The following is a 12,605-nucleotide window of genomic DNA, read 5'->3' as shown; positions in this document are numbered from 1 at the left end:
TTGTGGATAGTTAGTCGGTCAGGCAAACCGGCGCGCCCGCGCTATGGAACGCAGGCGCGATTCGCGGTGAATCCGACGGATCCTCCGGGTCATCCTGATTTTGTGGATTTTACAGAACGTGCACGTGGTACACGCCCGTTTATTCTAGTCGCAGCCGCCAACAAGGGCAAAAGCGGGCAGGTACCCCTCCCCCTCAGAAGTGGGTAAGGCAGTGCGTGGCCCGCTCCACCGCGAACATCTGGCGGGCCTGCAGCGCCGCGCCGGCACTGCTTTCGCGGATTTTCCCTGCCGCCGCCAAAGTCACCGGGCAGACACCGCCGAGGTAGATGGAGGAAAGCGCTGAGACATCCAGTGCCAGGTCCGCAGGGGTGCCTTCCGGAAGGCGTTCGACGGCGGCCCGGCCGCCCTCCACTGCCAGGGCCCAGGTTCCCGCCGTGAGCCCGAGCGGGTCGTGGAGGTCCAATACCAGCCTGCCGTCCGCCGGGTAGTGCCGGGCCTCAAGGGCCGCGGCGGCGTCCAGGATCCGGAGCCAGAGCATGTCCCTGCTGTCCGAGGAGTCGATGCAGCGCGGGTCGGTGAGGGCCCAGGGCAGGGGGTCGTCAAGTGGAGCTTCGCCCCAGGTGATGCGTTCCACCAGGTCGATGGCCGCCAGGAACTGCCAGAGTTCGAGGTAGGCGTCATTCGTGGCGGCAAGCAGGTCCACCACTTCCACCGTGTAGGGCTTGGTGTCCCAGCCGAGGAACTTGTACGAGACGTAGCCGTCCACGTCGCCGCCGGGGCCGTAATGGAGCGCCACCTTGACGGCGGGGTCCTCTTTGCCTTCGTGTCCGAGTGACCCGGATGCCAGCTGCCGGTACCACTCCTGCCGTCCGATGGATCCCGGGGTAAGCCGGTGCACACGGTCGAACACCACCGGGGCCAGCTCCAGCAGGGCCTTGGGGTCGGCAACCTCCACGGAGCCGGTGGGCTGGTGCTGCAGGGTGAACCGGGTGGTGGTGTCAACCTTCACGGAACGCTCGAAGCTTGCCACCCCGTAGCCGAACCGTCCGTAGATGGACCCCTCGGAGGCCGTAAGCGCCGCCATCGCCACGCCGTCCTCCTTCGCGAGCCTGAGGTCCTCGCTCATCATCCGCCGCAGCAGGCCCCGCCTGCGGTGCGAGGTGCGCACCGTCACCGACGTGACCAGCTGCGTCTCCAGTGTCCTTCCGAAGCCGATGTTCAGGGTCTTCCGGAGAGTCGCGAACGTGGCCACGGGAACCTCGGCGGGCAGCGATCCGGGAGCCACGCTTCCGGTCTGGTAGGCGCCCGTCAGGACCCGGCCATCCACCGCGTAGGTGGCAAGGGCCTTTTCCACGTGCTCGGGCGTGCGGGTGGATTCGTGGAATCCGAAGGACACCGCCCGGGACCACGTGGCGGCTTCCTCGTAGCCGTCGTTACCTTTCGGGACCGCGCCGAAGCGCCGGATTTCATAGTTGCCGCTCAGATCGCCCATTCGTCCGAGCCTAGCCAATCCATCCGGCGTCTGACCAGCGCAAACTAAGGGCAGCCAGGGTCAGAGGAGGCGTACGGGCTGGCGCAGGATGGTCCGGAGTTTCTCCGGCGCCACCTTCCGGGGGTCGCTGAGGTAGATCTCATGGTGCGGCCCGGCGAATCCGTACCCGTGGGCGGGCATGAATTCACTGTGCAGCCGGTGCAGCACCGGCCCTTCGTCGTCATAGCTGCCGAGGTGCAGGATTTGGACCGACAGCCCCTCGTCCAGGGTCTCCAGCCGCAGCGCATCCAGCCCGGGAATCCCCTTGGCAGCCGCCTTGGCCACACCGGCCTGCAGTTCGTTGGAGCCGATCCAGCCGGGCTGCGGAACCATCATGGTCCACTTCCAGCTGTCCTTGTCGCGGGCGGTGAAGGCCCGGGGGTCGTCAGCGGTCCACAGACCTTCCAGCGGGCCCACCGCGTAGTCCCTGCCGGCGTTCTTGCTGGCGAACTTGATGGCGTAGGACACCGAGTACAGCGCTTCGAGCGCGGCGGCGTAGGCGGGGGCGGTGCCCGGGTTTCCCTGCCCGTCCACCATCAGGTACTGGAACGGCGGGACGGTGACCACCTCGAAGTCACGGGTGCGGGGCGCGTACAGCTCCTTGAACTGCTTCCGGACGTCGTATTTGTCCATCGCCCCGCCCCCGTTCGTTTCGTGCTGCCGGTCAGTGCCCGGCGTCGTACCAGCTGGGACCGACGCCGATCTGGACTTCCAGGGGCACGCTGAGGTCCGCGGCGGCGGCCATCTGTTCCGTGACCAGCTGCTCCACGGCTTCGCGTTCCCCGGTGGCGACTTCGAGGACCAGTTCGTCGTGGACCTGCAGCAGCATGCGGGATTTCAGTCCCTGGGACTGCAGCCCGGCGTGGACTCCCAGCATGGCGCGCTTGATGATGTCCGCGGCCGAGCCCTGGATGGGGCTGTTGAGGGCGATGCGTTCGGCGTTTTCCCGCAGCTGCCGGTCGGTGCTGGTGAGGTCCGGCAGGTAGCGGCGGCGGCCTTCGATGGTAGCGGTGTACCCGTCCACGCGTGCCTGGTCCACCACGCCGCGGAGGTAGTCGCGGACCGCGCCGAACCGGTCGAAGTAGTCCTTCATCAGGGTGCGGGCCTCGTCCACGGAGATCTCCAGCTGCTTGGACAGGCCGAAGGAGGTCAGCCCGTACGCGAGTCCGTAGGACATGGCCTTGACCTTCGAGCGCATGGCGCTGGTGACCTCGCTGGTGGGCACATGGAAGATGTTCGAACCCACGAACCGGTGCAGGTCCTCGCCGTCGCGGTACGCCTGGATCAGGCCCTCGTCGCCGGACAGGTGCGCCATGATCCGCATCTCGATCTGCGAGTAGTCTGCGGACAGCAGGCATTCATAGCCATCGCTGACCACGAAGATCCCGCGGACCCGGCGGCCCTCCTCGCTGCGGATGGGGATGTTCTGCAGGTTGGGGTTGTTCGAAGAGATGCGGCCGGTGGCGGCCACGTTCTGGGCGTAGGTGGTGTGGATGCGCCCGTCCTCTGCCACCGACTTCTTCAGCGACTCGAGCATCTGCCGGAGCTTGGCCGCCTCCCGGTGCGCCATGAGCTGGACCAGGAACTCGTGCCCGGTCTTCTCCAGCAGGTTCTTCAGCGACGCGGCGTCGGTGGTGTACCCGGACTTGATCTTCTTCGTCTTGGGCAGCTGCAGTTCATCGAACAGGACCGTCTGCAGCTGTTTGGGCGAACCGAGGTTGACCTCATGCCCGATGGCCGCGAACGCCTGCTCCTGGGCCTGGTCGATGACCCGGGCGAGGTCGGCGAGCTGTTCGTCCATGCGGTCCATGTCGATCCGGATGCCGGCAAGCTCCATGTCCGCCAGGACACGGCTGACGGGCAGCTCCAGGGTGGACAGCAGCTCCTCCGCCTTGCGCTCCTTGAGCTCGGTTTCGAAGTACCGGCTCAGGGAAAGTACGACGGCGGCTGCCTGGACGAGTGCGTCGGCGGCGGCGGTATCGTCCCCGTCAAACGACAGTTCCAGCTGGCCCGCTTTGGCAGTGGCTGCGGGAATTCCGACGTTCAGGTGGTGCTGGGCGAGTTCGTCCAGCTCGTAGGAGCGGCGGTCCGGCTGGATGAGGTACCCGGAAATCGAGGTGTCGTCCACCACGCCTTCCAGCTCCAGCCCGCGGGCTGTCAGGGCCTTCAGGGCGGCCTTGAAGCCGTGCATCACCTTGGGCGCTTCGGGGTCGCGCAGCCAGCCGGCCAGCACGTTCTCCGTTCCGGCGTCCTGGCCTGAGAGGTCGATGTAGGCAGCCGCGCCGTCTCGGACGATCGCCACGGCGGCGGCGTCCTCGCCGATCCGTCCCGGGACCAGGTCCACGGCGAGGGCGGAACGCTGCCCTGCCCCGGCGGCCAGGAACGTCTCCAGCTCGGCGGCGGTTGCGGGGGTGGTGTACTCCGGGGCGTCGATGCTTTCGCGCTCCGCGGCGGGCGTGTCCTCTTCGCTGTAGAGGGCGAAGAGCCGGCTGCGGATGGTCTTGAACTCGAGCTGGTCGAACAGGTCTTCCAGGGCTGCCTGGTCCGGGCGGGGCTGGTACAGTTCGTCAAGCGTGACGGGCAGCTCCAGGTCCGTGTGGAGCTGGTTGAGCATGCGGTTGCGCTTCACGTTTTCGACGTTCTCGCGAAGGGCGTCGCCCACCTTCCCGCCGATGGAGTCCAGGTGTTCCAGGACACCTTCCAGTCCGCCGTAGAGGTTGATCCACTTGGCTGCGGTCTTCGGGCCGACGCCGGGCACGCCGGGAAGGTTGTCCGCCGTCTCCCCCACCAGCGCTGCAAGGTCGGAATAGCGGGACGGGCTGACGAAGTATTTGGCCTCGATGGCAGCGGCGTCCATCCGGGGGATGTCGCTGACGCCCTTCTTGGGGTAGAGGACGAACACGTTGTCTGTGATGAGCTGGAACGCGTCCCGGTCGCCGGAGACCAGCAGCACCTCGAAGCCTGCCTTCTCCCCCATGGCGGCGAGGGTGGCCAGGATGTCGTCCGCCTCGTAGCCGGGCAGTTTGATGGTCTTGATCCCCCACGCCTCCACCACCTGCGCGATCAGGTCGATCTGGCCGCTCATTTCGCGGGGGGTCTCGTTCCGGCCGCCCTTGTATTCGCTGTACTGGGCCTTGCGGTGGGTGGTCTCGTCGGAGACGTCGAAGGCCACGGCGATGTGCGTGGGCTGCTGCTCCTTGATCAGGTTGATCAGCATGGAGGTAAAGCCGTGGATGGCGTTGGTGTGCTGCCCGTTCATGGTGGAGAACTTGTCCGCGGGCAGGGCGAAGAAGGCACGGAAAGCCATGGAGTGGCCGTCCAGGACCAGGAGCCGCGGCTGGCCTGTCATGGGCACCACGGGGGCTGCGGCAGCTGAAACCGACTCACCGGCGGGAGCAGGAACCTTGTCCTTGACGGCGGTGCCGCCCAGGGCACTTCCGCCTTCGAGGGCAGGGTCCTGCGGAAGAACTTCAGACGGGAAAGGGGCCGGTTTGGTTGTTTCACTCACAGGTGCCAGCCTAGTTGGCATGATGGACAATTTCACGCCCGGTCCCTTCGCGGAGGAGCTGGCGGCCGCCGGCGTTCCGGACCACTTGCACGCCTGGCTGGGCCGGTACGGGATCGGCGCCCTGGTGGTGAAGATGGGCATTCGGTTCCTTGAGATGAGTCCCGAGAGAACCGTGGCCACCATGCCGGTGGCGGGCAATACCCAGGTGGCCGGCATCCTGCACGGTGGCGCTCATGTTGTGCTGGCCGAGACGCTGGGCTCGTTTGCAGCGTCCATGCATGCCGGGGAGAGCCGGCATGCTGTGGGCATTGAAGTCAGTGCCGCCCATCACCGTTCCATCGCAGCGGGCATGGTGACCGGGACATGCACCGCCATCCACCTGGGCGGAACCCTGGCAACGCACGAAATCGTCATGACGGACGATCAGGGCCGGCGCCTTTCGACCGCCCGAATCACGAACCTGATCAGGAAGAACGCGCCGGGAGGGCAATAGCCGGCGCCAAGCCGGTTCCGGCACCCGGGCGCCGCTAGGTACTATTGCGGCTGAAAAGGTAGCGCAACTCAACCACGCCCCTGCCCAGGGTGCGCGAGGCAGTCAACTCAAGGGGCGGCGTCGGGCCAGCCAGCGGCAACAGGCGCTTGCCCTCGCCAAGGACCACCGGGATGACCGAAAGGATGATTTCGTCCAGCAGCCCGGCGTCGGCGAACTGGGCGGCCAGGTTTCCGCCGCCCACCACCCAGACGTTCCTGCCGGCAGCCGCGCGCCGGAAATCCTCCACGAACTCGCCCACGTCGCCCCGCACGAAAGTGATGTCCGCCCCTGCGGGCGCGGAATACTCGTGCCTGGTGAACACGTAGCTCGGCGTCCCGGAATAGGGCCACTTGTCCGGCTCGTGCGCCATCAGCCAGGCGTAGGTTTCTCCGCCCATGACGATGCAGCCCACCTCGGCCATGAACGCGTCGTAGCTTTCGGATCCGCCCTCGAAGCCGTCAAACTGCAGGAGCCAGCCGAGGTCGTCGGTGGAGGTGGCGATGAAGCCGTCCAGCGAGGCAGCGACGAAGTACTGGAAGCGTGGCATGCGCCCAGCCTAGCCAAAGCCGCCGGGCGTGGACAGTGGTCCGAACCGCAGTCCTGGCTAGCCGGAGAAGTACGGGATGATCAGGTACAGCCCGAAGAGCACGGCCAGGCCGCACAGGCCGAAGCACACGTAGGCGAACGACTTCTTGATGCCCGGCGAGGCCTGCTGGGAATCTGCAGCGATGGCGGTGAGCCGGACACCCAGCGAGTACAGGGTGACCACGGTAACGGCCGCAATCAGGGTGGCACCGGCCACGGTCACGAGTTCCAGCCACTTCATCGCCGGGGCTCCTTCGGGTTGGTCGCGTCGGCGTCGGTCTGTGCCTGGGCCTCTTGCTGTGCTTTATGTGCCTGCGCCCTGGCGCGGGCCATGGCCTTCTTCTTCCTGAAGCGGACAGCCTGGCCGGCCTCCTCCACTTCAATGGCGTTGTGGTGGCCAACAGCCGATTTGCGGGAGTAGAAGAACATGAAGAGTACGGCGGCGGTGCCGGCGACAGCCGCGATCAGGACGCCCACCACGCCGGTCTTGACCAGCAGGGCGGTGAGGGCACCCACGATGCCCGCGGCGGGCAGAGTGAAGAGCCAGCCGAGGGCGATCTTCCCCACCATGCTCCAGCGGACGCTGGTGCCCTTGCGGCCCATTCCGGAGCCGATCACGGAACCGGAGGCCACCTGGGTGGTGGACAGGGCGAAGCCCAGGTGGGAGGACGCCAGGATGGCGGACGCGGTGCTGGTTTCGGCGGCGAAGCCCTGGGCGGGCTTGACCTCGGTCAGCCCGGCGCCCATGGTCCGGATGATGCGCCAGCCGCCGGCATAGGTGCCGATGGCGATGGCGAACGCGCAGGCGGCGATGACCCAGAACACGGGGCCGGAACCGGGCTCCTGGGTGCCGGCTGCAATCAGGACAAGCGTGATGATGCCCATGGTCTTCTGGGCGTCGTTGGTGCCGTGGGCCAGGGCCACCAGGCTGGAGGTGAAGATCTGTCCCGTGCGGAAGCCGCCGCGCTTCTGCGTGAGCTTGCTGCCCGTTTCAGGATCGTGGCGGGACGTGAGGGCGTAGGCGAGGCGGGTGCACACATACGCCACGATGCCGGCGATGAGGGGTGCGAAAATCGCGGGGAGGATGACCTTCTGCAGGAGGCCCTCAAGGTTGATGGAGTGGATCCCGATGCCGGCTATCGCAGCGCCGATCAGGCCGCCGAACAGTGCGTGGGATGAACTGGACGGCAGGCCCTTGAGCCACGTGATCATGTTCCAGAGGATGGCGCCCATCAGGCCGGCAAAAATAATGTCCGGCGTGATCTGGATGCCGTCCGAGCCCTCACGGATGATGCCGCCGGAAACCGTTTTGGCCACCTCGGTGGACAGGAAGGCGCCCACCAGGTTCAGGATGGCAGCCAGGGTTACCGCGGTCTTCGGCTTGATGGCACCGGTCGCAATGGGGGTGGCCATGGCGTTTGCGGTGTCGTGGAAGCCGTTCGTGAAGTCGAAAAATAGTGCCAGCGCAATGACCAGCGCCACCATGAAGGTGATATCCACCTGTTGCCCAATCTGCAGAGACGACGTTCGGCAGTTTCTATCCCCCGGCTGCTGCCTTGGACAGCATAATTCACCGACTGTTCGTGTGGAATGACTTGCGGCGTTTGCAAAACCGGCGGGAAACCTTATCGATCGTACGCGTCCGGGCCATCAGGTCAAAACATCGGTTGGGTCAGGAACGTGCTGACCGCCGCCAGTTCAGCCGGGGTAATCCCCCGGCGCGGATGCGGCGAAACAAGGCGGATCCGCCGGCCCAGCAGCCGCGCCCACGCTTGTGCCTCCGCCTCGAAATCCAACTGGTCGTCGATCCAGGCCACGGCGTCCGGGCCGGTCGTTTCCACATCGTCCTGGATGGCGCGGAGTTTCCACCATCCGGTGCCGCCGGGCGGCCCCGCCGAGGAGAGATAGGGCCAGGTGCCGCCGTCGAGGCCGATGGCGGGGCACAAGTACTGCGGGGCAAGTTCCTCCCAGCTGGTGAGCCAAACACAGCGGACCCCGTCGGCCCGTGCCAGCGAATTCAGCCCCTCCACCAACTCCCTTGCATAGGCAACGGGCAGGAGGCCGGCGTCCACGTGGCACCACGCTGAACCCCAACCGGTGGTTCCCTCCGGGCCGAAAGGGCAGATGACGCCGTCGACGTCGATATAAAGCGTGCGGCCCACGCTGCCCTGCCTTTCAGTTCCGGCGGAACTCCGAAGGCTCCCGTCCCGATTCCAGCCCGGGAGCAATGCGCTCCTCCAGTGCGGCGACAGTCACGTCCGGCAGGACGATAAGGCCGTCCAGTTCCCGCCGAGCCCGTTTGTATGCTGCCTGGCGCTCGGCGGGGGTGGCGGCATGGTTCTCGGCGATCATCAGCAGCTTCCGGGCAGTGGCCAGCCGTTCACGCTCGGGTCCGGTGAACTTGCTGTCCCTGATGCGCCGGGCTTCCCGCTCCGCCACATCCAGCGCGACGGCGAAACTGTTGACGGCCTGCCGGTAGGCCTCCAGCCGGGCTGGAGACGTGATGTCCGCAGCAGTGTTGGGCCGCTGGCCATCGGCCTCCCGCTTCGCGCGGAGGAATGCCACGGTCAAGGGTTCCCGGACGTCCGTCATCAGCGGAAAATCGATGAGTTTGCCGACGTCCAGTTCATAGTCCAGCCAGCGCCGGGTGGTGGCGTCATGGGTCGCCATCAGGGCTTCCACTTCCGCCGTTGACGCCTGCTCCGCTGCCAGGTGCTGGTTACGCAGTTTGTACAGTTCCATCCTGCGCTGGTGCCGGCGCTCGCTGGCCTTGCGCCAGCTGTTGGCCCAGTGTCCGGTAAAGGCGGCAAGCGGGAAGACCAGCCACCATTTATCGGACAGGAACTCGAAAAGGGATTCCACCCGTCCATCGTCGCAGGCGGTGCCGCGCGCCTCAAGGAGGATTCCGGGCGATGTGCTTCCCGGGGGATGATCCCCCCGGGAAGACAGTCACGCCAGGATCAGGGTGCGCCCGTGGTGCCTTGGGCGGCGTTGACGTTAACCAGCCAGCCGATGCCGTAACGGTCTTTGCACATGCCGAAGACATCTCCCCACGGGGACTTCTCCATCGGCACGGTGACTGAACCGCCGTCGCCGCTGAGCTTGTCGTAGTAGCCCCGAAGCTCTGCCTCGTCCTCGCCGCTGAGCGAGATGGAGATGGCTGACCCCTCACGGTATTCCATGCTGTTCGGGGTGTCGGCGCCCATGAGGACCAGACCCTGGGGGGTGGTCAGCATGCCATGCATGATCTTGTCCGCCTCCGCGGGATCCTCGCTGGCCTGGTAATCACCGAACGTACTGACGCGGAGGTCGCCGCCGAACACGGACTGGTAGAAGTTCAGGGCCTCGCGGGCGTTGTCACGGAAATTGAGGTAAGGGTTGAGGATGGTCGGCATGGCTGAATCTCCTTAGTGGGGACTGACACGGTGAAACCAGACAACATCCTGCCCCAAAGAGGGGCGCGCTGGTAAGGGGGTTTGGGAACGTTGGTGCAGGCGGGGCGGGGTGCCACTAGGCTCGGGGCATGGCCAGATACTTCGATGTTCATCCACAGGATCCCCAGCCCCGGGCCATCACCCAGGCTGTCCGCATCATCCTCGACGGCGGGCTGATCGCCTATCCCACCGACTCCTGCTATGCGCTGGGCGCGCAGATGGGCAACAGGGAGGCCCTGGACCGGATCCGCAGCATCCGGCAGCTGGATGACAAGCACCATTTCACCCTCGTCTGCCGTGACTTCGCGCAGCTGGGGCAGTTCGTGAACATCGGCAACGACGTGTTCCGGAGCATCAAGTCCGTCACGCCGGGAAGCTACACCTTCATCCTGCCTGCCACCCGGGAGGTTCCCAAGCGGCTGCTGCATCCCAAAAAGAAGACTGTCGGCGTCAGGATTCCGGACAACCGGGTGGTCCAGGCGCTGCTGGCCGAGCTGGGTGAGCCCCTGCTGTCCAGCACCCTCCTGCTGCCGGATGAGGAAGACCCGCTGACCCAGGGCTGGGACATCAAGGAGCGGCTGGACCACCAGGTGGATGCAGTGATCGATGCCGGCGACTGCGGAGCCGAGCCCACCACTGTCGTTGACTTCTCCAGCGGCGTCGCGGAGGTCGTCCGGCACGGCGCAGGAGACGCGTCCCGGTTCGAGTAGGTTCCGGTCCGGGTTCGAGTGGCGTACGACGGCGGCCCGGCAGCTGTGCCGGGCGGCACTTCTACCGGTGGTTGGCATGGCCAATGCAACCGCGGGGGGCATCAAGGCTGATAGGCTCCACGAGCGGCCGCTGGGGCCGCCAATTTCAATGTGGGGGAATCCGTTTCATGCGCACCAAAAACCTGCTCCGCCTGTCAGCATATGGGGCAGCCGTCGCTGCCCTGGCAGTCGCCGCAGCAGTGCCGGCCCATGCGGCCAGCACCGAGGGCACGACGATGTCCACCACAAGCGACTGCACCGAACTGGCGCCGGGTGTGACCACGTGCCTCACGATGGAGCAGCGCCGGATCGAAGTGGTGACGCCGTCCGGCACAGCGATCCTCCAGGGGTACCGGGAGTACTCGGATGCCACGACTTACCCTGGGGGCTCGCGGTCAAGTGACGGGACACGCGGATATGTTGCGGTTTTCGGATCGTCGATAATCGTTCCGGACGGAACCATTTACTTCGACCCGAAGGTGACCAGGATCGATGGTTGGGACGTTCTGTCTTACTCGGATGGCCTGACGTGTGTACTGGACACAAATTTCGTCGAAGCCAACGGCACAAACGGCTACAACCACAGCAGCGGGACTTGCACCACCAGCTAATCCCGGTTTCCTGAAGGCCCGGTCCGCTCGGAGCGGGCCTTCAGCGTGCTGCCATAACAAGCAACGTGGCGGTCACGGCTGGTTTTCCACATAGGCGCTGGTCATGGCGGGAATTGTCAGACCGTGCTGGAAGACTCTGTTCATGGAAGCAGTTGGGACGGCGGCAGACCCAGGGTACAGGACGGTTCCGGGGCTTTATGGTGTCCCGACTGTTTCGGACGTGCTTGCCCTGCTCGCCCGCGTGCCCGTCGCTTCTGATGGTGCGGGGATGATTGACCAGTTGCGGCAGCTGGAGGATGTGAAGTCCCTGGCCGGTGCCCGGCAGGCCGACATCACTGTCGCCTTTGATGTGTTCCAGCGGCGGGTTCAGGCCGCGGCGGGTGTCCCGGCCGCGGAGCAGGGCGCCGGTGTGGCTGCCCAGATTGCGCTGGCACGCCGGGAATCCCCCGCCAAGGGCGGACGGCTCCTGGGTTTGGCGAAAGCGCTGACGGGGATGCCGCGGACGTTCGCCGCGTTCCGGTCCGGGCAGCTGAACGAGTGGCGCACCACTTTGGTCGTGAAGGAGACAGCCTGCCTGACTGTGGAGGACCGGGCGGCGGTGGACGAGGAACTCGCCGCTGACACCGGCGCCCTGGACGGTGCCGGGGACCGCGCCATTGTTAGCGCCGTCCGCACCGCCGCGTACCGGCGCGACCCGCGGTCTGTCGCAGGCAGGGCGGCGCATGCGGTGACGGAGCGGACGGTGTCGTTGCGGCCGGCGCCGGATGCGATGACGTACCTGACCGCGCTGATGCCCGTCGCCCAGGGTGTGGCCGCCTACGCCGTGCTGGTCCGGGAGGCCGATGGCGCCCGGTCGGGAGGGGATGAGCGGTCCCGGGGGCAGGTCATGGCCGACACCCTGGTCGAACGCGTCACCGGCACCCGGGGCGGGATCACGGGTATCGACCTCCAGGTCGTGATGACGGACCGGGCGTTGTTCCAGGGCGACAGCGAACCGGCCAGGATCCCCGGCTACGGCATCATCCCCGCCGAAACCGCCCGCATTCTCCTCTTCAACACCGAACGCATCGGTACCGGAGCGCAGGACAGGCAAGACCTGGCACTCTGGATCCACCGGCTCTACACCACACCCGGCACGGGCGAGCTGGTCGCGATGGACTCCCGGGCGCGGCTCTTCCCCGCCGGGCTCAAACGCTTCCTCCAGGTCCGGGACGACACCTGCCGCACGCCGTACTGCGACGCGCCGATCCGCCACCACGACCACATTCTGGGCTGGGCCGAAGGAGGCACCACCACCGCAGGCAACGGCCAAGGGCTTTGCGAAGCCTGCAACCACACGAAAGAAACCCCCGGCTGGTCGGCAAGACCGCTGCCGGGGCCCGGCCTCCGGCACACCGTCCAGACCCGCACCCCAACAGGCCACACCTACCACTCCACCGCACCCCCACTGCCGGGCAACGGGCTGGCAGCAGCCGCCGCTCCCATGAGCGGCCGGTTGCGTAGAATCACTGCCAAACGTGGCACTACTACTCGATCAGGAGCACCGCCCCTGGAACATGCTGCTGTGACAAATCAGGTCCGGGTGTTGGGCAGGGCAGGTCCCGCGGGATAGTGCGGATTGGGCTGCCCCAAGCCCTGCGCGGGAGAGGAACGGC

13 protein-coding genes are annotated in these 12,605 nt (G+C 66.3%); 4 read left to right on the top strand and 9 right to left on the bottom strand.

What is annotated here, in order from left to right:
* Nucleotides 1-193: 193 nt before the first annotated feature.
* Genes ACJJV6_RS16860 through polA form a run of 3 tightly spaced genes read right to left on the bottom strand, consistent with a single transcriptional unit; the run spans nt 194 to nt 4,838 of the window.
* A complete protein-coding gene (locus ACJJV6_RS16860; RefSeq protein ID WP_354176937.1) occupies nt 194-1,492 on the bottom strand; it encodes a GNAT family N-acetyltransferase in 1,299 nt (432 codons plus the stop codon).
* Between the two features lie 60 nt (nt 1,493-1,552).
* A complete protein-coding gene (locus tag ACJJV6_RS16855; protein ID WP_009357634.1) occupies nt 1,553-2,164 on the bottom strand; it encodes a GyrI-like domain-containing protein in 612 nt (203 codons plus the stop codon).
* 31 nt (nt 2,165-2,195) lie between these two features.
* Entirely contained in the window at nt 2,196-4,838 is a 2,643-nt protein-coding gene (gene polA / locus ACJJV6_RS16850) for a DNA polymerase I (protein ID WP_035752548.1), read from the bottom strand.
* A 220-nt stretch (nt 4,839-5,058) separates the two neighbouring features.
* On the opposite strand from polA, the gene ACJJV6_RS16845 reads away from it, so the two are divergent.
* A complete protein-coding gene (locus ACJJV6_RS16845) occupies nt 5,059-5,532 on the top strand; it encodes a hotdog fold thioesterase (protein ID WP_354176939.1) in 474 nt (157 codons plus the stop codon).
* Between the two features lie 34 nt (nt 5,533-5,566).
* Here the strand turns inward: ACJJV6_RS16845 and ACJJV6_RS16840 are convergent, their stop codons facing one another.
* From ACJJV6_RS16840 to ACJJV6_RS16815, 6 genes are all read right to left on the bottom strand, one after another.
* The gene (locus ACJJV6_RS16840) at nt 5,567-6,118 is read right to left on the bottom strand and encodes a dihydrofolate reductase family protein (protein WP_009357631.1); all 552 of its coding nucleotides are present in this window, start codon (nt 6,116-6,118) and stop codon (nt 5,567-5,569) included.
* 57 nt (nt 6,119-6,175) lie between these two features.
* Nucleotides 6,176-6,397, bottom strand: coding sequence for a hypothetical protein (locus tag ACJJV6_RS16835; protein ID WP_009357630.1), 222 nt, complete (start codon nt 6,395-6,397; stop codon nt 6,176-6,178).
* A complete protein-coding gene (locus ACJJV6_RS16830; RefSeq protein ID WP_354176941.1) occupies nt 6,394-7,656 on the bottom strand; it encodes an inorganic phosphate transporter in 1,263 nt (420 codons plus the stop codon). Before ACJJV6_RS16830 ends, ACJJV6_RS16835 begins: the two co-directional genes overlap by 4 nt.
* Nucleotides 7,657-7,811: 155 nt before the next feature.
* Complete coding sequence (locus ACJJV6_RS16825) at nt 7,812-8,318, bottom strand: HAD domain-containing protein (RefSeq protein WP_009357629.1); 507 nt, start codon at nt 8,316-8,318, stop codon at nt 7,812-7,814.
* A 13-nt stretch (nt 8,319-8,331) separates the two neighbouring features.
* Nucleotides 8,332-9,018, bottom strand: coding sequence for a hypothetical protein (locus ACJJV6_RS16820; protein WP_354176943.1), 687 nt, complete (start codon nt 9,016-9,018; stop codon nt 8,332-8,334).
* Nucleotides 9,019-9,116: 98 nt separating this feature from the next.
* Nucleotides 9,117-9,551, bottom strand: coding sequence for a VOC family protein (locus ACJJV6_RS16815; protein WP_009357628.1), 435 nt, complete (start codon nt 9,549-9,551; stop codon nt 9,117-9,119).
* A 128-nt stretch (nt 9,552-9,679) separates the two neighbouring features.
* Here ACJJV6_RS16815 and ACJJV6_RS16810 point away from each other — a divergent pair, with 128 nt between their 5' ends.
* The 3 genes from ACJJV6_RS16810 to ACJJV6_RS16800 all read left to right on the top strand — a co-directional run bounded on the left by ACJJV6_RS16810 (nt 9,680) and on the right by ACJJV6_RS16800 (nt 12,562).
* A complete protein-coding gene (locus ACJJV6_RS16810; RefSeq protein ID WP_009357627.1) occupies nt 9,680-10,300 on the top strand; it encodes an L-threonylcarbamoyladenylate synthase in 621 nt (206 codons plus the stop codon).
* Between the two features lie 167 nt (nt 10,301-10,467).
* The gene (locus ACJJV6_RS16805; RefSeq protein ID WP_009357626.1) at nt 10,468-10,950 is read left to right on the top strand and encodes a hypothetical protein; all 483 of its coding nucleotides are present in this window, start codon (nt 10,468-10,470) and stop codon (nt 10,948-10,950) included.
* A 142-nt stretch (nt 10,951-11,092) separates the two neighbouring features.
* Complete coding sequence (locus ACJJV6_RS16800; RefSeq protein WP_354176946.1) at nt 11,093-12,562, top strand: HNH endonuclease; 1,470 nt, start codon at nt 11,093-11,095, stop codon at nt 12,560-12,562.
* Nucleotides 12,563-12,605: the final 43 nt, after the last annotated feature.

This window comes from Arthrobacter nitrophenolicus, from assembly GCF_045833485.1.
Taxonomy (GTDB): domain Bacteria; phylum Actinomycetota; class Actinomycetes; order Actinomycetales; family Micrococcaceae; genus Arthrobacter; species Arthrobacter nitrophenolicus.
This window is presented reverse-complemented; position numbering and strand designations above follow the sequence as displayed.

Bases quoted from the DNA above. Each gene is read 5' to 3' on its own strand.
- ACJJV6_RS16860 (WP_354176937.1), bottom strand. From the start codon at position 1,492: ATGGGCGATCTGAGCGGCAACTATGAAATCCGGCGCTTCGGCGCGGTC.
- ACJJV6_RS16855 (WP_009357634.1), bottom strand. From the start codon at position 2,164: ATGGACAAATACGACGTCCGGAAGCAGTTCAAGGAGCTGTACGCGCCC.
- polA (WP_035752548.1), bottom strand. From the start codon at position 4,838: ATGGCTTTCCGTGCCTTCTTCGCCCTGCCCGCGGACAAGTTCTCCACC.
- ACJJV6_RS16845 (WP_354176939.1), top strand. From the start codon at position 5,059: ATGATGGACAATTTCACGCCCGGTCCCTTCGCGGAGGAGCTGGCGGCC.
- ACJJV6_RS16840 (WP_009357631.1), bottom strand. From the start codon at position 6,118: ATGCCACGCTTCCAGTACTTCGTCGCTGCCTCGCTGGACGGCTTCATC.
- ACJJV6_RS16835 (WP_009357630.1), bottom strand. From the start codon at position 6,397: ATGAAGTGGCTGGAACTCGTGACCGTGGCCGGTGCCACCCTGATTGCG.
- ACJJV6_RS16815 (WP_009357628.1), bottom strand. From the start codon at position 9,551: ATGCCGACCATCCTCAACCCTTACCTCAATTTCCGTGACAACGCCCGC.
- ACJJV6_RS16810 (WP_009357627.1), top strand. From the start codon at position 9,680: ATGGCCAGATACTTCGATGTTCATCCACAGGATCCCCAGCCCCGGGCC.
- ACJJV6_RS16805 (WP_009357626.1), top strand. From the start codon at position 10,468: ATGCGCACCAAAAACCTGCTCCGCCTGTCAGCATATGGGGCAGCCGTC.
- ACJJV6_RS16800 (WP_354176946.1), top strand. From the start codon at position 11,093: ATGGAAGCAGTTGGGACGGCGGCAGACCCAGGGTACAGGACGGTTCCG.